Raw genomic sequence first — 25,976 nt, forward strand, 5'->3', positions numbered from 1 at the left:
TTTATCTAATAGCAACGAATACCAAGGATAATTTTTGTCCCAATAGCATCCTTATATGTCCTTTAAGCCACTTTTGAGCGTCTATGCTATTGCATAAAATGACTCCATTACAGCAAAACACAGCAATACTGGAGCACAATTATGAAAATCACACAAATTCGCAATGCAACACAAATCATTGACTATGCAGGTAAAACATTCCTTATTGACCCAATGTTAGCGCCAAAAGGCACTTACCCAGGATTTGAAGGAACCGCAAATTCACACTTACGCAATCCAACCGTTGAATTGCCTCTGCCTCTTGAAAGCATCATCAATGTGGACGCAGTTCTGCTAACTCATACTCATCCAGACCACTGGGATGAAACAGCAGTGAATGCGATCCCTAAAGATAAATTGATTTTTGTACAGCACGAAGGTGATGAAGCTATTCTTCTATCACAAGGTTTTACCAACGTTAAAATCTTCTCTGAAGAAACTGATTATCATGGTATTTCATTTACACGTACCGTCTGCCAGCATGGCTCTGATGCAGCGTTCCAACATGATCAAATGGCTGAAATTTTGGGTGAAGTGACAGGCGTGATTTTTTCCCATGCCGATGAAGAAAAGTTATATGTGGTTGGTGATACGATTTGGATTCCAAGTGTAGAAGAAACCATGAAAAAAGAACAACCTGGTGTCGTTATTCTCAATACGGGCTGGGCGCATGTACTGGGCTTTGGTCCTATTATTATGGGTAAAGAAGATGTACTAAAAACACACCAAGTACTACCCACAGCGAAAATCGTTGCGACTCATATGGGCGCGGTTAACCATGTATTGGTGACTACTCAAGAAATGCGCGAATACGCAGCTTCAAATATGATTAGCGATTTTGTGTTTGTTCCAGAAGATGGTGAAACAGTAACACTTTAGTCAGATGTTAGGAGTAGGCTGGTAATGACGTCTGAGACAAATATTGAGTTAGTGAAGTCTTTCTATAGGGCTATAGAGGATAATGATTACGATGCTGTGGCTTCAATGTGCCATGAGCAATTCACGTTTTACTCACAGGTAGATACGCCATTAGATATCGACGGGTTCCTTGCTCAAGAAAAGGGAAATATGGACGGCTTTCCTGGTTTTATTTTCCGTATACATGACATCTTCGCTCATGATGATAAAGTTGCTTGTTATATGATATTTGAAGGCGTTCATTCGGCACCTATGCATAATTTGCAGCCAACAGGTAAGAAGGTTCGCTTTTCATTGATGATGCAGCTAACGATTAAAGACGGCAAAATAATCGAAAAACGAGCGCACTTCAATGAAGTTGATATTATGAAGCAACTACAGAGTTAGAGTTGATAACGGCACAGAGTGATTGATATTGCTCTGTGCATTTTACTTTGGAAACGCCCAATGAACCTCGCTGAAAACCATACAATTCCCTCAGTTGCAGTTGTCGTCTTTAATCACTTTAGTCCGTTTCATATTTCTGTTCCGAGCATTGTGTTTGGGCGAGATACCCTAAATGAAACTTTTTTCGAACTTAAATTTGTCGCAGGAGAGCAAGGACCGATTTTATCTGATATCGGTATGGAAATTCATACCGAGACACAGTTGGATTTCTTAGAGTCTTGCGACATTATCGTTGTCCCTTATTGGAGAACAATTGATGAACGCCCTAATGAAAACCTGCTCAATGCTCTCTGTCGCGCTCATGCCCGAGGCGCATTGGTTGTCGGTTTATGTCTTGGTGGTTATGTTCTCGCTTATGCTGGCTTATTAGCGGGAAAACGAGCTGCGACACACTGGGAATTAGAACAGGATTTTAGTCGACGCTTTCCAGAAGTTTCGCTCGATACGAATGCCTTATATGTTGAAGATAGTGGGGTGATCACCTCAGCAGGTACTGCCGCTGGTATAGATTGCTGTCTGTATGTTTTCCGAAAATACTACAGCAGCACGATTGCGAACCGAGTAGCAAGAAGAATGGTTGTGCCTCCATACAGAGATGGCGGACAAGCTCAGTTTATAGATCAACCTATACCCGTGACGACATCTGATTCACGTATCAATGCATTAATGGACGATATCAGGCGTAATATCAATCAAAAATATTCACTGGATGAGCTAGCAGATTCGGTGATGATGACCCGCCGAACCTTTACGAGAAAATTTAATAGAGCTACAGGTATGTCATTTGTAGAATGGCTGACGGCTGAACGACTAAACTTGGCTCAGGATCTACTTGAGTCTACAGACTTATCTATCGAACAGATTGTCGCAAAAACAGGGTTTAGCTCAGTTCTCATTTTCAGAGATAAATTTAAAGAGCGTTATGAGGTGACACCTAACCGATGGAGAAAAACGTTCCACCAACAGCCTTAGATAAATATTCAGCGCCCCAACTACAACTAAGGTTTGCCATACATTTCCTCATGTCAATTCCGATTATTAGGGAGGTCAGCGTAGCTCATTTATGTCCCGAAGTGAGGTACAACGAGTATGATACTTTAATACTTCGTGGTTGCTCGATTCGAAATGGGTAGAAGTAAGTAGTATGAATTTTTATTTTTGATCACGTTTAATCACAAACAGTTCAATCCGGGTTACTTGGCTGTTTAGTGTGAAACTTTATTCCTCTCCCACAACTGGCAGCGGTGTTACATGTCACACTTTACATTCGTGACATGTAACGAAACATAAATATCTTTTTAAATTCATTTATATACGTTCAACCAGCAACACCAATCTAGGTCAAAACTTGGAAATTTTCTTCTGACTCTACAGACAACACATTTGTCCAAATCGGGCAGTTTGACGTGCCAATCTCGGCAATTATCAGCGGGATAATGACTCCGTTCACTAAGCACGGAGTTATTTTTATGAAGCTAAATGGTATTGAACTACTCAACCTAGCTGTAGCACATGAGTTAAAAGAAGTTTGGGTCGTCAGGTTAGATCCGCCCGATCAGCCCGGCAATCGGGGGCCAGATGGTGACCTGCTCTGGCCGGAGGTTTTGCTGTGCAAAAGTTCTGACGATGCTACTCATTTGGCTGAGTATTTAAGCAAAGCAGCCTTTGATGATTTTTCTGATTTTATGGCCGCAGAAGAAGATGGGGAAATCCATTCAGAACCCCAGGACGCAGATCAGTACATAGTTGCGCTCTGTAAAAGCATTCAAAGGTACAGATACGCTTGGCTGGTAGAGCCGAGCATCAATAGCATCTCACAAATCACCTTGCTCAAGGAGGCTTTTCAACATGATTAAAAAGTCATTGAGTTTGCTGGCCTTTACATTAATTGCATACTCAAACATTACACTTGCTCAAGAAAGCGCCACTGTGGGCCAAAAATCCTCACAGGAAAAGCGCACCCAAAAAGAAACCACGTTGAACGATGAGACAAGCATGGAGTTACAACGCCAAAAGGGAGAGGAAACAAGAAAAGGTGAGGAAAAAAGAGACACGACTTCCACGTCAGCTCGACATGCAAGCGAAGCATCATCTAGGCAGCAATATCAAAATGCTCGCCGTCTTTCAGTAAAAACAGCACCACTTTCTATTCTCATAGAGCTATTTGCCTATGTCGAAAAAGGCAAATCTATAAGAGGGAAAACAGCAAACCTCATCAGAAATTGTTCGCTCATTACAAACCCACAAGCGCCACAATTTCCAGAGCTAGAACCCAAACCCCTAGTTACAAGCGTGCAGGCCTGCATGGCCTGGAACAAAGAAAAAACACTGGGACAATGCCAAGTTGAGTTGCAGCAGGCAGCTTTCAACTGGGCGACCACTGGCATGCCTTCATCCATAAGAGTTCCATCTGAACGACTGAAAAAAGAAGGGGTTTGCTGGGCAGTCTACGGACTTGTAGCAGAAGCAACGCTGGATGAAATATCAAGCGGGATTTCGGTCAACGGAAGTGGCAAGTCAGCGATAAAAATGGCGCTTGCCAAGGCAATGAGTAAACAGCTCATACGTAATGACTTACCAGAAAAGGCCTTGAAGATAGTAGATAGACAATTTGGAAGGAACTGTGTAGTGCCATCTACACGAGGGTATCAGTATGAAGGAAAATACGAATGGTCTTGTGGCTCTTTTTCTGCTGATCCAAAAAATCTGTCAGCTTCAATCGGCGAGTTCACTGTCTTTGGCCGAGGAAACTCACTCTTTGGAGAGTCATGGGAGTTGGAGACATCATTAAATCACGACACTCTTTTTTCATTATCGACTACCAGAACTAACTCAAAAGAAGCATCAACGTCTAATGCTCATTATGCAAGTACCGACAACCGCTCATCCAAGTCCCGTAATCTTTCAATGAGAACTTCCGAGCGCTTACAAACTGAGGAAGCATCCAATCTCAGCAATTCCACGGAGGCAAGCTTCACAGTGTCTCAGCCAGGCATAAAAGGGGGTAATTAAAAATGAAATCTGTACTGTATGGCATCATCATTGCCTGCCCAATAACAGCCATCGTGATCTACTTTGCCTTAACTGGTAGGCAGGAAGTTCTTATCCAACAAAAAACACATGAAGTTCAACAACAAATTCGCTCGGAAGAGTTTCATCGTGACTTCTCCAAGGCCTGGGCTGAGTTTGATCTACCCAACCAGCATGATAAGGCCCTTCTCTCGTCGGAAAATGCTGAACGAAACGAGCGAATAAAACAGCTCAAAAAACTTCGCTCTCAATTGGAAGCGGATAACGGTGAGTCAATGGATGACCTCAAAGGAGACTTAGCAGAGATGAGAAAAGCGTTAAAGGAAGCTGATAAAAATTAAATCAAAAGCCACATTCTTACCTTCTGCCTATATGTAGTAGTAAACGGAATGTGGCCTTCCAATTTTATCTATGTTTCATTCTTTTCAGTAAATGAACGATATGCGGCACAGTATGCGTCCCGCTCTAATATTGCGTCTCTTATAAACGCAGGATATAGCTTAAGTGCAGCACAGTAAGACTCCCAGTATATGCCTTCTGTTCCTCTTGGATTTTCTGGCACACCACTCTTTACTATATCCAGAGCTTGTTCTGCGGTGAAAGTTATTCTATGAGTTTCCAACTCTTCAACATTGGCAACGATCACGCGGCCATTTTCTACTAATTTTATAAATGGCTGTAAGGTTAAGCATATTGGCTCGAACTGGTCCCAGCGCAACATTTCAATTCGTCCATCACTACTTTTAATAAACCGGCTAACATCCGTTTCAAACATACATCGTTCTGCTGATGAATACGGAGCAGGTGGTTTATACCCTAAAACTTGCTCCCGCCATTTTATGTAGTCGTTTTTACAATCACTGTAACTAAACTGCTGGCTGCGCCTTATTTTTAAGCACACATCTATATCACCAAATTTTTCACCACCTCTAGCCAAACTGCCGACTAATGCAGCCTCTTCTATTTCATAGTAGGAAGAGTAAAGCTCATTCCAATCATTTAGCCTTTCTAAAACACCTTGCAGCTTTTTGTAAGCAACTGCTTTGCTTACCTTAGATCTATAGTTCTTTGGCACGGCAATCCTCATATTATGGTCATTAGAAGCACCTTTACTCGAACATACACCAAAGCCGGATAAATTTTAAGCCACCATAAATGACAAAAAAGGCAGGTTAATCTGCCTTTTTAAAGTGGGATGGGAATGATTATTATTTTGCCTTATCCGGTTTGAGCGCTACAAGTTCCTCTAATGGGCTTGGCCCTGTCAAGCTATAATTAATCACAGCCGGATTATTGTAACGAACATCAGAGAGGTCCAGATGTAATCCCACTTGGCTCTCTCCGGTTACATCCTCCAGGCAATGTCGAGATTCCATATCAAGAGCAGCCATATATTTCTCTTCATTACTTTGAGGGCCGAGCGCCATGGTAATAAGACAGTCTTTTCCATGCTCAATCTTGTAAGTAACATTAATAGTGTCACCACTTGCTGGGAACTTAAAAACCATAAGTGAAGCGTCGTTAATTCCAGGCTTTGTCGCACACCCAGCCAAAGAGAGCATAGATGCGGTAGCCACTGCTAAGATTGCTTTTTTCATTTCAGTTTCCTCATTTTCTTGAATGTAATTCTCAACGACCAATTGACTGGTTTTTGTCGCGGTCGATTCTTTTTTCACTGTGTTGCTGGTGCTGAATTGACGATGCAGCTTGGCGTTCTTTTTCTCTCGATTGAGCCTGGGATATGGATTTTTGATGTTCTGGGCGAGGTTGATATTGGCTGTACTCTTTCTTGGCAGAATGAGATAGCTTGTTATAGGTACTAACTATCAGCTTATCAGCCTCCTTCTGTTGGCCGCTTTGTTCCAACCGTTTGGCATTGCTTATCGCATCTGACATCAGTTCATGCCGCTGTTCTGTTTTGACCTCTAGTCGAAGGCGGGATAACTCAACACCTAGCGCCTTTGTCATTTTCCCAATATCTTTTTTTAGCTCCTGGGCAGCTTGTTGCTGCTTAGCGTTATCTGACTCAAAAAAGATTTTCTGGATAGCCTTTGCAGCCATCCACACCATGGCTCCTGCTGCTTCAGTGAAAATATCGTTCTCCAGATAACCTCTTTGATAGTTAGAAAGCGTTTTAGATAGCCAGTTATCTTGAGTTGGTTTATCGAGCCCCATGCTTTCAACCTGCTTCATTAGCAACTGGACAGAATCAACAATTTTCATCTGCTGCTCAGATAGCTGTCGATACTGCTCATTCATGTGAGCATGATCAAAAACGCTAGTTTTAATCTGCTCATCTTTAATAGGATGACTATTCATACTTTGCACAATTGACTTAGCCGCCGATTCAAGCTGTCCAACCAACTTGTTAGGGTCAGAGACATCAGCTTTGCTAAGTTCTTGATAGAGCGCCGCAACTTTCGCTTTTTCGTTCAATTCCATTCCAGTTACCTCTTAATGACGATGTTTTACATGTAGATTTCCATTAACCCACTCTGCGCTAATGAAATTATTGGGCTCGGTAATGTGTTCAAAGTGGCTAGCTGACGCCTCTATATCTGCATGAAAGCGCTCGATCTCAGCCTGATAATTCCGAATTTCAGCCACAAGGTTGGATAGTTGAGAGTACAGATCAGGCTTGGGCTCTCTTCTGAAGATTTTTCTGAAAATACTGGTAATCATTGAGTGCCGCCTTGATACCAAGAAGCAATAGGTTCGAAGTGATCTCCCCACTCCATGATCTTCAAAAAGTCATCGGTGTTATCGACTCTGGCAAGTCCACAATATGTTTTCGTGTATCGACCATCGAGACACTTCAATACAGTGAAATGAAGAGGTTCACCAGACGCTGCTCTTGCAGCGGTTACGCCTCGTCTTTGATGAATGTGAGCATCATTTATTGGAAGTACCAGTCCGTTCAATTGAATCTCTGCCGCCATAGTGTCCTCATTTATCTCTACTCTCTTTGAGCTAATATTTTCTCAGGTGAGCAAGCTTTAGATGGCACGCCAAAGTGCCCAATTTGGACAAAAAAGAAAGGGGCCTGAGCCCCTAAAAGAATGAGTGGAGAAGTTGAATTCGATGATCTAGCGTTTGTGTTCGCCAGCTTCTATCTGTTCGCGAGAAAAGACAGTGGGACAACGTGACAGATCCGGTTTTCCATAACCATTCACAGCCTCTGATCTGCTGCATATGTAGGCATCAAACCGACCTGCGGCTTGCATCATTTTTTCCTTGGCCTTCATTGACTCGCTTGCCTTTTCTAGGTAATCACAGGCAGGATAAGACCACGTTGCGAGTCCTGAATGGCCTGCCGCATATGTAGAGCAGGTTTCCCGCTCCATGACTTTCTCTGTGTAACTTGCAATACCACTTCCTTTTTTCTGGAGTTGAGTCTGAATAGTTGAGTTGTGCTGGTACGGACCGGGATAGCTCCAATACGGCACCTGATAGTTGTTGAATGCAGGAGAGTACACCGACATAAACCCACGAAGACCCTCGCTTTCGCCAGCAATGTAATCAGCAACACGTTTCCAGTTACCGTCTGTCCATTTCAAACAGTGGTAACCCCCATTCGTTTGACGAGGTTTAGCTCCCAGCGCGATAGCGAGCTCATCAATTTCGATGTCACTATCCTGGCTGCTACTACCTGTACCAAACGCTGCACACATACCACCCACGTGCATTACGGAGATGACACTGGAGCGCCCAATTGCGAACGGTCTGATATCAAACGCATCAAAGTAGCCAGTTCGTTGATAATTATAGAAGTTGGCAGCAATCATATTCATTGCTCCAGATCTGGATTGCATGTTTAACACATCACGAGACATTTTAAGCGCACTATCCCAACCAACCCGCGACGCCGCTGCCGCAATAAGGCTGCCCATCACATCATTATCATGAGCCGAGATAGTGTATTGAACAGATGAAACAGGAGTCCGCACTGCACAGTATTCGTAATATTCATTAAAGGCTAGATCCTTACGCGCTTGTGGAGCGGCTGTATTGTGGTTCACCAAGAATTTATCCAAGCTCAGTTCCTGACCGTTCTCCGTACACTCACTACCTCCGTTAATTAGACAACGCTCATAAAGCTCAACCGTGCTTTTGAAAGAGGCAACATTGGTAAGCGCATAATGGCTGATGAAATCGTCTACTGAGAACATTTGACCAGAATCATTGAAGCAATCATGGAATCCGTACTCCATGCCCTTATCTGCTTCGTCGGAATAGCGATCTATTTTTGAAAAATTCACCTTCCTTTCTATTTGGCGTCGCTCATCGTTGGCTGTACGAATGCACTCCAGGGCTGCTGATTGATAACCGGGCTCTAGCAACGCCTCGGTCCAAGAATTGAAGGTTTGCCACTCGGCACCTAAATTTGCCACCATCTTAGCTGCTGAGTTGAATGCCTCCTCACTGCCGAAGTCTTCCTGTCTGAATCCAACGAGTTTCATGTCGGTTAGTGCCGCCTGGATGTCAGGCTCTGTTTTTTCAGTTTTTTGGACCGACGTATCTGTCTTAGTCTTGCCGGCGATGTTAGGCATGGTCGCGGAGCAACCTGCCAGTGCAGTCATTACAACGATTGACGTAAAAAGAACTTTCACTTTTAGATCTCCCTTTTGGTTCTGTATCCATTCCATTTTTAAATAAAAGGGCAGTCTAGCTAGTACGCCAAACTGCCCTTTTTGGACAATGGACTGCAATTATCTTGTTAGACTGCGTTCACTGTCGCCTCTTGATATACCTTTAGCCTGAGATTTACCAGTTGTCTGCGTTGACGAGCGTCCTGACTCTGGTTGTTGCCATAGCTTATCAATCAAGTGATCCAGCGGTTCCAGAGACTGGTAACGGCTTTCCTTAGCCGTCTGTTTTTGACCTGAACGCTGCTCCACAGCTCGGACAAACCCTTCCGTTGAATCGGTGTATAGATACACGCGGTCCTTTGCTCTTGATATCTGCACGTAGAACTGTTCCGTGTTCAATAAAGCTTCCCGGTTGGTTTCGGCGTGCACAAACACGTTCTGGGCTGTCTTACCTTGGGCAGCATGAACCGTCATGGCGTAACCGTGATCCCAATGGGAATTAGCCAGTTTGGACATGTCAAACTCACCAGTTTTACCATTTGAAAGTCTGAAGGTTACGTTCGTGCCTTCTATCTTCTCAACTGTGGCCGTGTCATTGTTCAATCGTCCAGTTGGCTTATCATTATCACGCCACACGATCTTCTCACCAACGGCCAAGCCACTTTCAGTTAGTTCGAACAACTGGATGTTCTTGGCCGCATAGTTTTCAGGAGAGAAGCGAATCAGCTCAGCCTGCTCATTGGCCCCGAACTTCTTAAGCAAGATATCGTGGTTATCTCGACCAACAACCTGATAATACAGGCCCTTCTTGATGCCCTCACGCTTGAAGCTACGCGCAAACCGGACGATTTGCCCATTTTGATACGATGTCACCACACGCCGTTCAGCTTCGGTTGCATCGACTGGTGATAGCTGGTTAGTATGCAGCTCTTCGCCCAGAGCACCTTCTTTTTTAAGGGCATCACGAACTAATTCATTCGTGCGACGTCGGCCCTCACGGCTTGGTTCGAGGATAATACTTTTGGCTCGTTCATCCGGCGCAAGAGCCATGTAGTCCTTCACAAGCTCTTGTCTGCGGACTTCACCGCTTTTCTCATGGTCAATTTTTCCACTTTTCTTATGCGCGACCAATTCTTTTATCGTGCTGCCACTCTCCTGTAACCGAGAGAGAGCATTAGAGGCTTTTTTCATTAGGGAGAGATATACCGCATCCCTTGTGCCTCGGTTCGTCTGCCGAACGATTTCCTCTAGTCGATATGTTTCCATTCCATGAGCCTGAAGCTGACGAAAGGCAGCACCAGCCTCCACAGAAGCAAGCTGGCGGACGTCACCAGTCAACACAACCCTAGCACCGACCTGTCTAGCTCTTTGAAGTAGATCGCGCATCAATTTTGTACCGATCATAGATGCTTCATCAACAATCCAAAGTTGAGGGGACCGCTGCATTCCCTTAGCTAACTCCTCCCGTTGACTTTTTAACTCTGTTTGTTCGTAACAAAGTTCATCGAGTCGCTTTTGGTAAATGGGAGAGGTTTTAGGGATCTGAGCACCAGTTTTTAGGTCTACTCCTGGGTTTTCAAGGGCCTTCTTGATCCGATCCAGCCGTCTGTCTATTCTCTCTACTTGGGCGATCAGTCGTTTCTCTTCTACCCATTCATTGCGATTTTGTCCCAGAAAACTTTGGATTGTACTGGAGGGAATATTCGCGCCCTCAGATAAACTTTGAGCAGCCGAGTTAGTTGGAGTAAGACCTCTTACTTCGTACCCCATAACTCGTGCTTTTCCAGCAACAGTGCTGAGCACGGAGTTGGTTTTAGCTGTACCAGCTAATCCTTGCACTCCAACGATCCGATTCTCGGAGAGAAGAATGCCCTCTGTAGCTTTCCTTTGGTCAGCGTTCCACTCGTATCCCAATTCGTTGGCTTTCTCCTCGGCATTAGAAATGGCCTCAGCCGCCTGTTCCCGGCTGCACAATGCCTGAACTCGGTCGCGGCCAAGGTATTCCTCCTTGATCACCTCATCCTCGATGGCGATGGCCGCTTTCGACGTATATCCCCGCACATCAATCTCTTGCTTGCTGACCTTATTAAAGGTTCTAACCGACTTCTCTATGAGCTGACCACTGCGAATTGCAGCATCAATTGCATTCGTTACATCAGAAAGTAATACTCGCGATCCGGCATAACGGCTAGCCACTTTGACTAGATCGTGGTGTGCCCAAGACGTATCACGTTCTCCAAGGTGCTCAGTCGCCCACATGACGGCTTCGTTGGCTAATTGAACCCGCGCCAAAATCGCCTCGGATTGCCGCTCTAGGCTTGGAATGTTCTTCCGTGACAGAGCTATTACTTCTTTCAACTCGGTCAGCTTCTCAGAGCTGATTTCAGCATGCCAGCGTTCAAGAAGTTCACCCCGTTCTGCCTGAACCTTTCTATCCCGAGTGTCTAGAGTAGCAGCCTCTTTCTCGGCGGCTGTAGCCGTGTCTCTGGTTTTTCCACGGGCTTCCAAGGCATCCCCAATAGCCTCTGAACGCTTCGAGAATTCATGGACAACATCTTTATCAAGGCCTGTAATTTCCCAAGTTCCATCTTTTGCATGATCCAGGCTATACCCCAAAGAGCGCACCTCTTCAGCGAGATATTGCCGATAAACGAGGCCTAAGTACTTCTGATCAACAAAGAGGGGCTTGTTCTCAGTGGAACGCCACTGCCCATCACCGCGCTGTGTTATGTTCATCAGGACGCAATGAGTATGGAGCTGTGGGTCGAGGGCGCGACTGGTTGTGTGCTTGAAGGTGGCGGCCACCATCGAGCCGGTTTTTTCGTACTCGACTCTATTCTCGAACCGGTTACGGTTCCTAGTAACAATATATTCCTGTTCTATATAGCGCAGAGCGGCGTGCACGGCCTTATCGTGGGCGCTCAGTAACCTTTGATCACCAGCAATTTCAGCCAGAATAGAAACACTCTTGGGCGCTGAGAAGGTTACATCCGTTCCTGGTTGATGCTTCCACTCACCATCTCTGATAGTTCCAACTCTCTGCCCATCGGGAAGCTGGCCTTCCAAAAGAGATTTGAAAGTTTCTCGCTGCACGTCTCCTGATAAACCTAACGCTTCTGCTCCCGAGCCAACCCACTCAGACGGAGACAGGCCATCGACATAATAATCGTCTTTTTCAAAGTAATGACCTGCCTGCGAGGCACTTTTTATTGCTTTGGGTGACATCATGATTTTTTGCCTCCTTTCCCAAGCAGACCAAATACCAAATCATCATCCATTCCGACCGTTCCCAATACTGAATGTACTTCCTGCTCAATGTCACTTGGGCTTGGCACTTGCTCTTTAGGCTCATCAGTAGCCTGCGCGTTAGAAAGTTCTTTCGGAACAAAGTCAGTATCAGATTCCATTTTCATTGTTCTTGCGGCATTGAGCAGACGCATACCAACAGTCTCATTCTCATCACCTTGAATAAAACCGTCAGCGATCTTTGGAAGTCTCAAGAAAGGAATATCAATACGGGCTTTACTCTCCACGCCCCAAATTTTGGCAAAACAAGACAAATCAGGCAGGTCCATGATTTCACTGGGAAGAACAATTTTTCGGTTTTGGCGTTTAGAACTGACCCGAACACCGTCTCGAATGTCATCGGCGGAGTAGTTTAAGTCTTCATCAACTTCCTCACGCTCAGCTTCACCAAGTACTTTGGAGACCCACTCAGCTGTGTCGGCATTATTCAAACGAAAATGAAACTGTGTGGAGCACAGGCCAAGTATGGTTTTAGAGGTATTTCTTCCAAACTCTTCCTCTAGCTGGTTTATTTCCTGAATACCCAAAACAACAGCCGCACCGAAGCCCCGCCCTTCGGCCATCAACATTGAAAGAGCAGGAATTTTTTTGAGGCTTGGTAGCTCATCGACAACAATCCAAAGAGTTCGCTCGTTATTAACCCCACGCGCCATCAACCCTTTGGCCGCAGCTTGTATCCACGTTGAGATGAGAGGTTTCTGTATTTCTATTTCAGATTCACGTACTGGTAAGAATAACCAACTATCATCGGCATTAGGTTCATCGCCTTCTGCTATCCAATCTCTTATAGAAAAGAACCCCTTTTTATTCTCTTCTTTCAACAGGCGAAGTGGACGAACACCATCTACGATGGTTGAACGAATACTTTCGAGAGTTCTCTCGTTATCTTCATTGAAATATGTCGCTGCTGGAGTACCTGCAACTAGTTCTTTGAGTAACTCAAGATCATTCCACGCTGTCGCCCGAAGAAGTGAAAGCAATGACTTCGGTCCGTCTAGATATAAATTCTGAAGTGCGGCAGAAACAACTGCTCTGGCTGCGGATGTGAAGAATTTATCAGAACCACTGTTACTATTAGAACTAGGTAAAAGTGTCTCAGCTATCCAGTCTGCATCAAATGGTGAGGCCATTTCTTCCCATGGAGTCCATTGGTGTGAGCGGCTATCTGCCGGATTGAGTATGTGATCAATTCCGTCCCGATAGAACATCTCTACGAACTCGCCTTTCTTGTCATACACCACGGCTCGGTCTCCACGAGCGCGAATAGCTTTAAGCAAATGAGTAAGTGCTGTAGATTTACCTGCCCCGGTGGTGCCACTAATCAAGGCATGCTTTTTTGAAAATCCTGTGGGTAAAGGGAAATCGCCGAGGGTTAAATCAGAAACACCATGCTTTTCTACGATTTCTCCTTTCAATTTTTCGGCTGAAACAAGTTTCGCACCTCGAATATATTTGTCTTCTTTGATCTCCTCACCTCTCTTAACTGCCTTCACAACAAGATAAACACCAATAGGCAAGTACAATACAAAGAGCGAAATGAAAGCCCATCCAAAGGATTTGAGAAGCTTAACAGCAGCTTCCCGGAATAGTGGTTCATTTATCACCACAGAGGATGGCAGAGAGTCGCGCCCATCTAGGGCAACACAGGTTCCTACAGTTACGCTTGAAAATGGTTGTACTAGTCCCTTCAATTGTGCCCAAATATATGTATTAGCGTTTTGCAAGACACATTTATCAGCGTCTATCCCGATGTATAACAGGCCACCGACAATCGCCAACAAAACACCAGGCAGAAAGATCCAAACTCCGCTGAATAACAACATCTGCTGGCTATGAAGCCATGTGTCCGCACCACGAACAAAGTCACCGACTCGACCTTTTCTAATCGTTGCCATTATCGTCCCCTCCAATAAAGTGAGAACGCAGAGCATTTGTGCGCGCTGAAATGACCTGTTTAGCCTCAGCCATTTCATCCTCAGAGCAGGTCTTTTTGAGCAGAAAATCTGTGGTTGCCACGTTGATCGACAGCAGGTTAATTAACTGCTGATAAATCTCCTTCTGATCCACTTGTACATTTCTGATTTCGCTCAATGTTGAGTCATTATTTAACGCCTGTTCGATCAAAGACACCGCCGTTTTACTAACCGTTTGCCCCGATTCTTTAGCTAATTCCTTCAACAAAATATGTACTTGCCTAGGTGGATATATTTGTACGCGATACGCCTTAGAAACTCCCATTGTAGTCCCCCTTATCCCTGATTCTCTTGCGTGTAACTCCCTTGCAACTCTGTGTGTACAGAGGTGCAGGGAGTCCCCTCAGAAGGCGCTACTGCGCCGGATGAGACAGACCACTCGCGGTGAGTGGGGTGTGGAGAAAAATCCGGGCAAAGCACGGTTTTTTCTTGCTGTGAGATGGGGTCCCCGAGCGCTAAGCTCGGGGTGATTGAAGAAAATAGTTCCGCTAGTTTTCTGGTAGAATATTCGCGTCGCTCTGCTGCCAAAACTGCCAACTGAGAAGCTATGGTATTGATTGCATCAACGGCGGTACTAGATTCAGCAGCGATCTCTAATATTTTTAGATAGCTGCTACCGCAGCAATGCAGGCAGGTATAAGGGTTGCTAAGACTAAATTGATTACGCATCACTTAGCCTCCTGCCATCGGATATCAATGGAATCACAGTTTGGTAAATTGAGCTCCGCCATTGATTCATAAGACCGACTGATGGCTGCTGGTTCATCTGGCCATAAACCATGTTTACCTTCATTTTTAGCTTTTAATGTTACTGAGCAAACAGGTCTCTTACCTCGATTATCCCATTGAAATTTAACTTCAGGATTAAGATACCGGCCATGAATCACTATGGAGTCACACTGATACTTGTAAATGGTCTCCCGAATCTCACCAAGATCTTTCTTAAATTGATCCGAGTTGCCAGTATCGTGAGACACGATGCATGACACATTTCCGTTTTTTTCGTCAATAACGAACAGGTCGCGGGCATTAAGGAAGTAGTGGTGCATCGTGATTGAATCAATGCTTTTGGTTGTACAACCAGCCAGCATACCGACAGCGACGAGCGCAGTAGTTAAAGTGATCAATTTCATTGGTTTATCTCCTGATTGATTAAAATCAGGATTATTTTTACTTAGAGGGGAGTCATTGTTGGCACGCCAAACTGCCCAATTTGGACAAATAAGAAGCTAGGTAAAAATAGGCAGGTATCATCCAAAAACCACCTTTTGATGGCTTTCTGATGTAGCGCAGCCACAACTTTCCTTGGTCGTCATCGAAAAGCAACCTATTGGTGGTGTTTTGGTGGTATTCAGCAGAGTTTAGGCCGTCTCAGTCCCTCAGAGTCATCGAAAAGCCACCTATTGGTGGTGTTTCGGTTGCATTCTGAAAGGTTAGGCCCCCCCCTAGACCTCAAAGTCATCAAAAATATCCCTACTGGTTGTTTTTTGTGTGTAACTGGGTATTAGTAGAAGTATGATCGAAACAATGAATGACTAAGGAGTGACTATATGGCTATGGCTGTACTTGAAATTCACGTTTTTAAAAGCAGTTTCCAGCCTGTAACCGCGCTTTTGAGGGAAGAAGGTCTTAATTGGTCCATGAAGCAACAACGTTCAGGAGAGATCCTAGCTTCATCTGGCATTCTTGAGGTAGCCTTAAATGCAAGTGCTTGGGCATCAATTGCCGCAGTACTGATAGCATTCATAAAAGCCAGGAATGGCCGTAAGGTAATCATCACAACTAAGGAACACAAAACCATTCATGTGGAAGGATTATCAGCTAAAGAACTTGAAAAACTCTTAGAGAAAACAGCTTGGATATCAGCTATCGATCCAAATTCTAAATAGAGTTCTGTAATTAGTGACGTGAAAAATAAATGATTTTGTTAAACGCTAAGCAACACTAAAAATGAGTTGCTTAGCCTACAATATTTTCTATTTTAACTACCGTCGCTTAAAGACCCCCTCATCTAACAGCCATTCAATATCATCAGAGAAAACTGGTGCTGTGATTAAACATTGTTTGCATATAGAACAAACAAGATGAGACAGTTCTGACTCAAGTATAGCTTGATTTGCGCCATAGCCAGGTACAAGCAAGTATTTAAGAGTCGCTCTTTGAACATCGGTTATTTCGTATGAATTATTCGCAGCGACATCCAAAATTAACAGTCTTCTGGCTATGTCTATTCTACTCGGAACAATTTCCAACCTATTTCCATTTTCTAAAACATAACCATGATCATTACATACAGACGCTATCCGATTTATTTCTTCGACCGGATAACCATCTTCTTTTAGTGCGAAAGTAACAGATTCTTTTGAGCCATCTTCACTCATTAGAATTGCGTGTTCAAACTCTACAGGAGTTAGAAACTCAATATTTTGTAACTCTCGTCGCAACCTTACTAAAATGCTTTTCACTTGGAAAAAAGAGGCAGTATCTTCAAATGACAACATATGAGCAAGGTCGCCACGTAATGATGCGTAATAACCTGCGCCATCAAGATATTCCACAAATCTAGCGGATGGATATTTCTCTAAAGTGAATGTTCTAGAGCTTTGTGTTTGGTCTACAACTTTATGAGAAACGCTTCCAGAATCACCCGCATAAAACTGTGATTGAATAAATAGCTTAGGCCTAGGCTCCCAGCCGTCTATTTTATATGGAAGTATAAAATCATATGCACGTGTCTTCTTTTTCCTTTTGCCATCTTCAACAATTTCTTCCTCGCCTATGGTTACATCATTAACGTTGAAGTCAGAGTTAGGGCGAAGGCCCATTCCTACGAGTTTTTCTCGAAGAATATCTTCTGTAATGTGACCACCAGAAGCAGACACACTCCCTCTGACTTTGAAGATTGTACAAGAGTTAAGAAGATATTTTCCTAGTGGTAACTCGCTCGGAAGCCTATTCAAGTCCATATAAGAGCGGCAAATTGCCCAAAACTGCATTGCTTCTTCATAATCTTCCAGGATAAGGCTTGTATACTCTTTAAGCAATATTCGTAGATAAAGTTTCAAGTCAAACACAGGCTCTGTTCTAACCGAGGAAGCATATTTTGTGTGAGAGCCGACAAAGCATGAGGCTAGAGATTTTGCAATAAAATCAGATTTTGTTGTTGATGGAATTTCATTCAACCGATACTTAACCACCTTTGATGACGAACCTCTCTTTGGAATCAGAGGTTTTATATCATCTTCTTTCAGCTTTATAAGAAAGTGATTTTTAAGGTTATTATCTGTAGCACCAGACGTCAAAAATAGCAGATTAAAAAATGATTCATAAAAATTAGCTATATTTTGTTCATCATCAATAAATGATTCACCAACAATTAGTTCATTGCTGGCACTTATTACTGCATCACACAAGTTCTCAATATTGCACGATTGATAGCTAGAGAAGTTATCAAGGTAACATGATATCGATTGGATACACTCGCAGAGAGAATTTATCTCAGTGTTGAATTTTTCACTATCTTTGATTCTCTCGAGCTTCGCAGTAAGCCATTGATCAAACTCCGCTAACTGCTCCGAAGTTTCAAGATTTTTAGTACGAAGCCGCATCCTTTATCCTTCTGTTAAAATTAGAACTAAATCTTGCTATAATAGCCCGAATAGAGAGGGTTTGACATGTTATCAATAATAGATTTAAAAATCAGCAAGTTAGAGAGAGATCTTGGGTTTGAGCCTCAGCATCACCTGCCTCTTCGTGAGAGGGAAGTCTGCGATGCTGTACAAGAACTGCGCGAAGCTGACACAACCCTCTTTGTTGGCGACAACTTGCCATATCTTAAAGAAATGGCGTTACACCGCTCTGGGATTGTGGACTTTTGTTACATTGATCCTCCGTACAATACAGGCTCGAAATTTCTATACAATGATTCTAGGAAATCTGATTCTAGTGGGCATTTTGGTACTCACTCGGGTTGGATGATGTTTATGCTGCCTCGTCTAGTTGCTGCTAGAGAGATATTAAAGGACTCAGGCGTTATAGCTATTAGTATTGATGACTATGAATGCGCCTACCTTAAGATACTTATGGATTGCATCTTTGGAGAGGAAAACTTCATCGGTAATGTAATCGTATGTAGATCGAAAAATGGTAAAGGAAGCAAAAAGAATCTTGCATCCGCCCATGAGTATTTGATGATTTATGGAAAATCGGACAAAGCATATCTTCGCGGCCAGGCTGATGCAACAAGCTACGATAAGCAAGATAAATTTGGTAAATATCGCGTCGATGGACTTTTCCGTAAGAAGGGGGAAGCTAGCCTAAAATCAGATAGACCAAATATGTTCTACCCACTTTATTATAATCCTGAAAGTGGGGAGGTTTCAGTTGATCCTGTTGATGGATGGAAGATCACCTATCCCGTAGATTCAAAAGGTATCGATAGACGCTGGCTCTGGGGAGCCGACACTGCGAGAGAAAGAGCTTGGCAGCTTTACGCTAGTAAAAATGGAGTTATTTACGTAAAAAATTACTCTGGAGATGCTGCGAAGGAAAAGAGAACGAAAGTTCGCTCTCTTTGGAGTGAGACGGACTTCTACACAGAGAGAGCTACAAATGAAATTAATAAGCTATTCGGCGGGAAGGTGTTTGATACGCCTAAACCACTTTCTTACATAAAAAAAATAATTGATGTTTGCTCATCTGATAATGCCCTTATCCTCGACTTTTTTGCTGGTTCGGGGACGACTGCTCACGCAGTTGCGGAACTGAATGAAACTGACAGCGCGAAAAGAAGATGTATTCTGATGGAATCTGACTGTGAAATTCCAGTCAAACATCTAGCAAGAAAAATGGGGTTTAATAAAATCTCAGACATTACAGAGAAAAGGCTCCATTTGGTCAGTGAGAAATATAGTAACTTCAGATTTCAAGTTATTGAATTACAAGAAAATATAAGGCGTGAAAATTACAGAGCCTAGCGAATAAAGGGCGATCATTTACCGCCCTTCAGCATTCTTTTCAACCGTTTGAGAAGTTCGAAGAATCCCCCTAGCCAGTATGGTAAGGGGAAAGGCTTTGCAAGGCCAGAGAGCTTAGCGGTTAGCCGAACGCCATAAAGGCGGAAGGCTATGCCGCCCTGAATATACTGAATATCCTAAAGATACTGCCAAAATCGGGCCGTTGTGGCACACAACCGGGCCACTATGGCACGCTATCGGGCCGCAGTGACACGCTATCGGGCCGTTGTGACACGTTTTTCTCAGCATCTTCTCAGCACAATAAATCCAATCAGGCCGCTGTGGCACGCATTATCCGAGTTGCGGTTTCGCATAACTCAATGCCCACCATCTTTAAACCCTCTCTATCTTCCTTCAACCGTCGTCGGCCATTGCGCAGATCCATGCTTGTAATATTCTGTCCATACACAGCTCGCAGTAGAGTGTCAGTGTACCAGCCACCACTTGGATTGTTTTGATGGGTTAACACATGACGAGCTACAGCTTGACTAACCCCATGTTGAAGTCGTGCTATAGGTCCAGGTGAGTAGTATAGATTGAGGTCTCGCTCTAGGAGCATTACTAGAGCAATGCCTAGTCTTACTCGCCAGAGGTGGCGCTCACCACCTGTAAGTGGGTTGTAACGCGTTTTAGGTGAAGGGATCACGTGATCGATCAGCCCACCAATAATCCGATCTCCTGACAGCTCAAACTCTGGCGTGACAATTTCAACTGTTGCACTTCTAAGGTCTTTTAACAACGACTGTAGACGAGACAAACTGTAGTTATGATCAGACAAAATTCGACGGACTTTGGCGGGGTCAACCAATAACTCAATACCCCCGTCAGAAATCTCTCTCTTACGCTCTGCTGTGTACATTATTGCCTCAACCACATCAGCATGTCGTTGCCCTAAGCGGCCATTGACGCGACAACGACCGAACGATGTTGTGATCCAATCGCCTTGCATTTCCCTTGGGCGTAACGACGGCTGATATAACATGACTCGCGCTTGTAATACTGTGCTGGTAGGCACGACTTCATTACCAGTCATTATCACCTCCAACAACTTTGCTTAAACGCGGCTTCCCATATTTCTCCTTCATCGTCGATTTTGAAGAGCCCCCATACGAAAGCTGCGCTGGTTGTAGCACACCCCCAGGACCCCTTTGGAACCATCGATCTTCTATCGGTGCGGAATAATTGATCTTTGGGAATGACAGTCGTACAAAGTTACGGCGGCAATTTTCATCGATGTTGAATTGTTTAGCCTGCTCTAGAGTCATTCCGATCAAATTCGCCTGAAATCGAGCGTTATCTGTCAGAACTGAGCTGCCCCTACTGGCTTGCTGAGCATCACCACCATTCAGTGCTCCAGCTTTGCTGGTGTGGTGAAGAAATAGCACTGTTGTTGAGTTCTCACGGCAAAGTTGTTCCATGTAGGCTAGCAGTCCAGCCATATGGCCGCCGTCATTCTCATCCAGTTTGTGAAAGCGCCGCAACGTATCAAAGATGACTAGCCGTGCATTACGAGTGACGTTGGCAAGCCAGCGCCGCCATTCTATCGTCATCACATCCACGCCACAGCCAACAAGGGGAGCGACATGTAGGTTAGTAAATACTGTTTCCTTCTCTATTTCTTTAAGGCGTTCACCGATGGAATAAAAACGCCCATTAAGCACATCGGATGGATCTTCACCTGTGAGGAATACAACTCGGCCAGCAGTTCGCTGCCATGCTGTGTCCATGCCAGAGAAATCAAGCATGTCAGGGCCACCTGATACTGTGATGGCAGCTTGTAATGCAAGCATCGTTTTCCCTGTCGCGCCAGGCGATACAAGTGCCCCCACAGTACCTGATTTGAAACCTGGCAATACAAAATCGAGCGGGGCAGGCTCATGTTCTACGGCGTGTCGCAGGTCGAGCCACGAAAAATTTTCCATGAATTCGCTCATGCAACACCTCCAGCTTTTGCAGCTTGGATAGAGGATGTCTTGATACGACGATTAATTTCAGCTTCTACGGCTAGATTTACACATGCGGTGGACAGTTTTGTTGCACGAGCAATGGATAAGCACACATAAGCACGATGAGAAGAATAGCCACTTGCAGCCGCCACATCGAGCATCAATGAAAATGATTCCGACGAAACAATCTTGCGGAAATAAGAAGGGTGAATTTGTACGTTCATGACAAACCTCAACAGTATATGGTTGAGGCGCGGGTTCTCGCTGTTGCACGAGAGTCATGAGAGCATACTGATTTCTCAGGTAATGTCCGCCTCCCTGCGCCATATGGGGAGACTTGCGGCGGGAAACTATGGCCGCTGACCCAAATTAGTATGCTGTTTTTATATAGCGGCCAGCTACCGCAAGCGATTAAAAGCTGGATACAAGGATTGCTGACACAATCTTGCCAACAATTTTAATAATGTCCACTCCAAACAAACTTGCGATTACTGTGCCAGCAATAATCATTTCAACCTTGGTAATTTGTGTGTACATAACAAATCTCCTCAAAACAACGGTTGTTGGTCACCAGGTTTAGGACAGGTAGCAATATGTCCAATGCGATGATCTGCTTTGGGATGCTCCCAATTACTCTTTCCACAAGTAGGACAGCATTTACTGACAACTTTATCTCTCAATCCAGGCCCACTAAAAACTTCACTCTGACAATGTACACATTCAACAAAAAAAGCCTCACCACTTTTTATTTCTTTACATGCTTTGTAAAAGCCAGATATATCAAAGTCTTTTTCACTTCTTAACCACTCACATGCTTTTATAACAGCTTCCATGTGAGCCATTTTTTCACTAAGTTCAACATAAACATTAATTGCCGCCGAGTACTTTATCCAATCCTCCTTTGACAGGATATCCTGCCCATAACTCGCTCGGCGACGCTCCTTGATGGCTAAATCTTCTCTTATTTTTCTGATTTGCTTATAAGTAAAGGATGTTTCCTCCATGACAATGCAAGTAGAAAACCCTTTTTTTACAAGGTAATAGCCAAACGCCCATCGGTTAAGATGATGTCGAGCTGGTAAAAATGGTAATGGTTTGAAGATGTTGGATTGCATAAAGCCCCCGCTCAAAGTGTTAAACGATGAACAGGTAAAGACCCCATGCCTTCCTGATGTCCTAATCACAAATTGTGAATAGGCTACTTGAATGGGCTGAGTTGAACTCAGCTAAAATAATATGCTGTTTAAAGGCCAGCTACCTATCTAAATAATAGCAAGAAGAAGGGAGTTGTCAACAACTCCAAAGCCAAAATTAGTCAATCATTTCATTCAGTTAAGTTTGTTCCGTCAGAACAAATTTCCATTACTGTAATTATCATAATTACGATAATACCGTAATTCTCGTAACCCTAATCTTTTTTCCATTTTGTCCAAAAAGGGCAGTTTGGCGTGCGTATATGTCAGTCTTCTGAATACACAATTCTCCATGCGAAAACGCATTTTCTATTCAAAATGGAGATATAACAAATGCAAATTTTTAAATACGCCACCCTCACTACCGTTATTTTCCTGTCGTCCGCTGCCGCTTTTGCTGGTACAGGGACGGGAACTTCTCAAATTTCAGCAACACCGCCAGCTTTGTCTGTGGTCGAAGTTCAGCCGTACACGATGACGTTGGAACGCCTGCCCGGAGCCGCCCCAACAGGCGGGTTCTCTTTAAAAAGTTGGGCGACTTATCTGGCGCAAAATCCGGAGGACACAGTACAGCCCGGCTGCTTAAAAGTGACAGGAGATATGGATAAATCGGTCGGGATTACCATCACTAACCTGTCAAATCCCACAGCGCCGGGTGGAGCAACCTTAAGCTTCTCTGGAACACCAAAAATCAACCTAACTACTTCAACTGTTGACTGCGCAGATGCGATTTCCAAAACAAGTACAGGCGTCGGTATAAACGCGGCACCAGTTACATCAACTACTTCATCTTCTGGCGAGCTTTATATCGCCTGGTCGTATCGCCAACCCGCCACAGCCTCATCAGGATTCATGCAGCTCAGTGCATGGGAAGAAGGGACCTTTTCCGGAACGGTCGATATCACCGTCGATTACCAATAATTCCAAAGTGTCAGGGCCAGCAAATCGTTGGCCCTGACCATTGCTATTCACTGAGGTCCTCATGAAGCCCTTTACTAATTCAATCATGATGGTGACGCTAGCAGTTCTTCTATCAGCACCCGCGACTGCATTTCAACTTAAAGCCCATGACGTAGAGATCAGTCGTAAGTCAACGACTGAAATCCCAGTATCAAATACCCTAAATTCGCCAATAATAGTGAAAATCACCCCACCAGATGGGGTACAAGTATTTCCCCGACGCTTCCAACTGCTGCCAGGAGAGCGGCAAGTAGTAAAAGCACGAGAGAGAGATGGGAAAGTCTTATCTCAAAATGCAAAGATGGCATTTTCCTATGCCGTACAAAGCGAAGAAAAACAAGGCGTTCACTCAAGAATCACGCTGAGACTCCCGGTGAGGGAGGTTTCTCGATGAAGAAAAAACTTTCACATGTGAAAGTTTTTGTGCCCACAGTCTTGTTGGCCGCAGCTTTCACACTCACATCTTCACCAACTCGTGCGGATGACTACCTGATGAAGTTTGTCGTGAACGGACAAAACAAGGGGGAATACCTTGTTTCTCGTGAAGTAGATAGCATCACGGCTGAGCCAGGGCTATGGCAAGCAGCTGGTGTAAACACAACAGCATCACTTCCCTTGGAAAGGCTAAACAACATTGGTCATGCCAAAATTGTTTGGTCAGAACAAACCATCTACTTTTACCCTCGTAACAGCGTAGCCAAAGCCAGAAAGGTCAACCCAGAGGTTACAATTGAGCCAGATGTATCCAGTCTCGATGTAAAATCCTTTGACTACTTTCTCACCTATCAAAGCAAAGGTGATATTTCGGGGAGCATCACGGGAACAGGCCGAGTCGGAAACCTCGATGCAGATATTAGAGCTGGACTAGGAGGGCAAGAGTCATATTTCTCCAGCCAGTGGCACGACGAGGAGAACAGCAACGTCAAAGACATTGAAGTCGGTCGTGTTCAGCGCTACGGGCTGGATGGTTTCTCACTCACGAATGAAAGTAGCCTTGCCACTGGATCATTTTCTAATGACCAAATTGAGCTTTATTGGCCTGTTGGAACAAGGGTAGATGTATACCGTGACGGGACCTATTTACAATCCTTGGTTCTGGATAGTGAGCCGTTCTCTTACAAAATCGAACTGGATTACAGCAATAATCAATATAAATTTGACGCTGTATTGCCCGATGGCACAACGGACACCAAAACAGTAGAAAGAGCCATTTCGGGACGACTTGCACCCGTAGGAGGGCTCAACTATCAAGTGGCTCTAGGCAAGTCTCCAACCACTGATGAAAGCAAGTTAATTGGACGCTTGAGCTACGGGATGACCAGTGAATTGTCACTTTTCGCTGGTCAGGATGAGCAGGAAAGACAGTATTTTTCCGCTTTATATTCAAGTGATAACTTTTCATTTGAGCCTGCTTGGTATGGCAGTAGTGGATACGCTCTGAGCGGTTCTTGGCAGGATGACGATCTTTCGATCTTTGGACAACTAAGTGATTTAGACAACTATCAATTACGCTCTGTTAGTGTTTCATCACGCTCTCTGTTTCAACCAACTATTCAGTACTCCTCCCGCACGCACGACGGCTATGAAACTCAGGAAACGACGCTACGCACGTATCACAGCACGCGCATTGAGGCACTGAATACATTAATTTCTTTATCTCCATACTATTCGAATCGTTTAACCAATGGTGTCAGATCCAACATCTTTGGAGGGCGGATGCTTGCTAGCATGGCAGAAGGTTGGCAGGTTTTGGCGTCTTATGAGCGTGAAAATAAAGATCTTGATGGTATTGGAGATATAGAACGCTTCAGTGGAGAGGTATCAAAACGATTCAGCTTGGGGCGGATCACCTACCGCTACACGGCAAGCAATTTTGGTCATGGGTGGGAAGGTCAGCAACAAAGCCTACGTTCTGATCTTTGGAACTGGAAATTTGCAACTGTGTCAGCTTCGTTCAATCATTTGTCTGGTGGGGGTAACAACATTACTTTATCAATCAGTGGTAGCTTTGGCCGCACGGGATTCTCAAGAACGCCTCAGCGAAATCAAGCTCAGTTGGAGCTATCAACCTGTGAAGATTTAAACCTTAACGGCATCTGTGAACCATCTGAGCCAGAAGTTGAAGGCATTAAAGCAACAGTCGCTGGGCGGGAAGTAGTAACACCAGCCATCATTGGTTCACTCACACCTTATCAAAGTTACACCATTCAGGTAGGTAGCGGCTTTAACTTGTCCCCTCGTTACAAAGCAGTTGAATCAACAAGATTGATTAGAGGCGGAGTAAATAGGTTACGTTTACCGTTAACTGAAATTAGAGAAGTTGAAGGCCAGCTTGATCGAGACGGAATTCGAGTCGCTCTCGTTGACGCTGAAAAGGGAGATGTTCTAGCGGAACAAACCACTGAGTTTGGGGGATGGTATCTGTTTTATGCACCGGCTGGACGCAAGGTCAAGGTTGTGGAAGAACCTGAGTTAAAACCGGCTAAAAACTTTCACATGTGAAAGTTTTCTAGTACCAAAAGTGACCGATTTGTCCAAAATGGGCACTTTGGCGTGCCAA

The 25,976-nt window shown here is 44.3% G+C and carries 26 protein-coding genes; 10 read left to right on the top strand and 16 right to left on the bottom strand.

Annotated elements, in window-relative coordinates:
• Positions 1-141: 141 nt before the first annotated feature.
• The 6 genes from DK857_RS10550 to DK857_RS10575 all read left to right on the top strand — a co-directional run bounded on the left by DK857_RS10550 (position 142) and on the right by DK857_RS10575 (position 4,775).
• Entirely contained in the window at positions 142-918 is a 777-nt protein-coding gene (locus tag DK857_RS10550; protein WP_099659565.1) for an MBL fold metallo-hydrolase, read from the top strand.
• Between the two features lie 24 nt (positions 919-942).
• Positions 943-1,344, top strand: coding sequence for an ester cyclase (locus DK857_RS10555; protein ID WP_099659511.1), 402 nt, complete (start codon positions 943-945; stop codon positions 1,342-1,344).
• Positions 1,345-1,404: 60 nt separating this feature from the next.
• A complete protein-coding gene (locus DK857_RS10560) occupies positions 1,405-2,376 on the top strand; it encodes a GlxA family transcriptional regulator (protein ID WP_099659512.1) in 972 nt (323 codons plus the stop codon).
• A 497-nt stretch (positions 2,377-2,873) separates the two neighbouring features.
• Complete coding sequence (locus DK857_RS10565) at positions 2,874-3,260, top strand: hypothetical protein (protein WP_099659513.1); 387 nt, start codon at positions 2,874-2,876, stop codon at positions 3,258-3,260.
• The gene (locus DK857_RS10570) at positions 3,253-4,416 is read left to right on the top strand and encodes a hypothetical protein (protein ID WP_109402152.1); all 1,164 of its coding nucleotides are present in this window, start codon (positions 3,253-3,255) and stop codon (positions 4,414-4,416) included. The genes DK857_RS10565 and DK857_RS10570 overlap by 8 nt, the downstream gene beginning before the upstream one ends.
• Positions 4,417-4,418: 2 nt before the next feature.
• Complete coding sequence (locus DK857_RS10575) at positions 4,419-4,775, top strand: hypothetical protein (RefSeq protein ID WP_109402153.1); 357 nt, start codon at positions 4,419-4,421, stop codon at positions 4,773-4,775.
• A gap of 68 nt (positions 4,776-4,843) precedes the next feature.
• Here DK857_RS10575 and DK857_RS10580 read toward each other — a convergent pair whose 3' ends face one another.
• From DK857_RS10580 to DK857_RS10630, 10 genes are all read right to left on the bottom strand, one after another.
• Complete coding sequence (locus DK857_RS10580) at positions 4,844-5,509, bottom strand: hypothetical protein (RefSeq protein WP_109402154.1); 666 nt, start codon at positions 5,507-5,509, stop codon at positions 4,844-4,846.
• Positions 5,510-5,642: 133 nt separating this feature from the next.
• Positions 5,643-6,032, bottom strand: coding sequence for a hypothetical protein (locus DK857_RS10585; RefSeq protein ID WP_153674022.1), 390 nt, complete (start codon positions 6,030-6,032; stop codon positions 5,643-5,645).
• 31 nt (positions 6,033-6,063) lie between these two features.
• Positions 6,064-6,876 (bottom strand): hypothetical protein, encoded by an 813-nt coding sequence (locus DK857_RS10590; protein WP_109402156.1) that lies wholly within the window; start codon positions 6,874-6,876, stop codon positions 6,064-6,066.
• A 236-nt stretch (positions 6,877-7,112) separates the two neighbouring features.
• Positions 7,113-7,373: a vWA domain-containing protein gene (locus DK857_RS10600; protein ID WP_099659518.1), complete on the bottom strand. Its 261-nt coding sequence runs from the start codon at positions 7,371-7,373 to the stop codon at positions 7,113-7,115.
• 147 nt (positions 7,374-7,520) lie between these two features.
• A complete protein-coding gene (locus tag DK857_RS10605) occupies positions 7,521-9,044 on the bottom strand; it encodes a hypothetical protein (protein WP_227003154.1) in 1,524 nt (507 codons plus the stop codon).
• A 99-nt stretch (positions 9,045-9,143) separates the two neighbouring features.
• Entirely contained in the window at positions 9,144-12,251 is a 3,108-nt protein-coding gene (mobF, locus tag DK857_RS10610; protein ID WP_109402158.1) for a MobF family relaxase, read from the bottom strand.
• A complete protein-coding gene (locus DK857_RS10615) occupies positions 12,248-14,224 on the bottom strand; it encodes a type IV secretion system DNA-binding domain-containing protein (protein ID WP_109402159.1) in 1,977 nt (658 codons plus the stop codon). Before DK857_RS10615 ends, mobF begins: the two co-directional genes overlap by 4 nt.
• Positions 14,211-14,567 (bottom strand): hypothetical protein, encoded by a 357-nt coding sequence (locus DK857_RS10620; protein ID WP_101095840.1) that lies wholly within the window; start codon positions 14,565-14,567, stop codon positions 14,211-14,213. Before DK857_RS10620 ends, DK857_RS10615 begins: the two co-directional genes overlap by 14 nt.
• An 11-nt stretch (positions 14,568-14,578) precedes the next feature.
• On the bottom strand, positions 14,579-14,971 hold the full coding sequence (locus tag DK857_RS10625; RefSeq protein WP_109402160.1) for a hypothetical protein: 393 nt from the start codon (positions 14,969-14,971) through the stop codon (positions 14,579-14,581).
• Entirely contained in the window at positions 14,971-15,435 is a 465-nt protein-coding gene (locus DK857_RS10630; RefSeq protein WP_039036071.1) for a hypothetical protein, read from the bottom strand. Before DK857_RS10630 ends, DK857_RS10625 begins: the two co-directional genes overlap by 1 nt.
• A gap of 417 nt (positions 15,436-15,852) precedes the next feature.
• On the opposite strand from DK857_RS10630, the gene DK857_RS10635 reads away from it, so the two are divergent.
• A complete protein-coding gene (locus tag DK857_RS10635) occupies positions 15,853-16,191 on the top strand; it encodes a hypothetical protein (RefSeq protein ID WP_109402161.1) in 339 nt (112 codons plus the stop codon).
• Positions 16,192-16,287: 96 nt separating this feature from the next.
• Here DK857_RS10635 and DK857_RS10640 read toward each other — a convergent pair whose 3' ends face one another.
• Positions 16,288-17,910 (bottom strand): hypothetical protein, encoded by a 1,623-nt coding sequence (locus DK857_RS10640; protein ID WP_109402162.1) that lies wholly within the window; start codon positions 17,908-17,910, stop codon positions 16,288-16,290.
• A gap of 66 nt (positions 17,911-17,976) precedes the next feature.
• Between DK857_RS10640 and DK857_RS10645 the strand changes: the two genes are divergently transcribed.
• Entirely contained in the window at positions 17,977-19,278 is a 1,302-nt protein-coding gene (locus DK857_RS10645; RefSeq protein ID WP_109402163.1) for a site-specific DNA-methyltransferase, read from the top strand.
• Positions 19,279-19,588: 310 nt separating this feature from the next.
• On the opposite strand, the gene DK857_RS10650 is transcribed toward DK857_RS10645, so the two are convergent.
• From DK857_RS10650 to DK857_RS10665, 5 genes are all read right to left on the bottom strand, one after another.
• Positions 19,589-20,353 carry a hypothetical protein gene (locus tag DK857_RS10650; RefSeq protein WP_039508500.1) on the bottom strand — a complete coding sequence of 255 codons (765 nt, stop codon included), beginning with the start codon at positions 20,351-20,353 and terminating at the stop codon, positions 19,589-19,591.
• Positions 20,340-21,251, bottom strand: coding sequence for a helicase RepA family protein (locus tag DK857_RS10655; RefSeq protein WP_227003155.1), 912 nt, complete (start codon positions 21,249-21,251; stop codon positions 20,340-20,342). Before DK857_RS10655 ends, DK857_RS10650 begins: the two co-directional genes overlap by 14 nt.
• Positions 21,248-21,487, bottom strand: a complete 240-nt coding sequence (locus tag DK857_RS10660) for a hypothetical protein (RefSeq protein ID WP_109402164.1) — start codon at positions 21,485-21,487, stop codon at positions 21,248-21,250. Before DK857_RS10660 ends, DK857_RS10655 begins: the two co-directional genes overlap by 4 nt.
• 187 nt (positions 21,488-21,674) lie before the next feature.
• Positions 21,675-21,800, bottom strand: coding sequence for a hypothetical protein (locus tag DK857_RS19490; protein WP_264371818.1), 126 nt, complete (start codon positions 21,798-21,800; stop codon positions 21,675-21,677).
• Between the two features lie 11 nt (positions 21,801-21,811).
• Positions 21,812-22,378, bottom strand: a complete 567-nt coding sequence (locus tag DK857_RS10665; protein ID WP_109402165.1) for a hypothetical protein — start codon at positions 22,376-22,378, stop codon at positions 21,812-21,814.
• A gap of 411 nt (positions 22,379-22,789) precedes the next feature.
• Here DK857_RS10665 and DK857_RS10670 point away from each other — a divergent pair, with 411 nt between their 5' ends.
• Together DK857_RS10670 and DK857_RS10680 are read left to right on the top strand one after the other, a co-directional pair.
• Positions 22,790-23,377 carry a hypothetical protein gene (locus tag DK857_RS10670; RefSeq protein WP_109402166.1) on the top strand — a complete coding sequence of 196 codons (588 nt, stop codon included), beginning with the start codon at positions 22,790-22,792 and terminating at the stop codon, positions 23,375-23,377.
• 429 nt (positions 23,378-23,806) lie between these two features.
• A complete protein-coding gene (locus DK857_RS10680) occupies positions 23,807-25,918 on the top strand; it encodes a hypothetical protein (protein ID WP_099659531.1) in 2,112 nt (703 codons plus the stop codon).
• Positions 25,919-25,976 lie beyond the last annotated feature (58 nt).

Origin of the sequence: Proteus terrae (assembly GCF_003144325.1) — a bacterium.
GTDB lineage: Bacteria > Pseudomonadota > Gammaproteobacteria > Enterobacterales > Enterobacteriaceae > Proteus > Proteus terrae.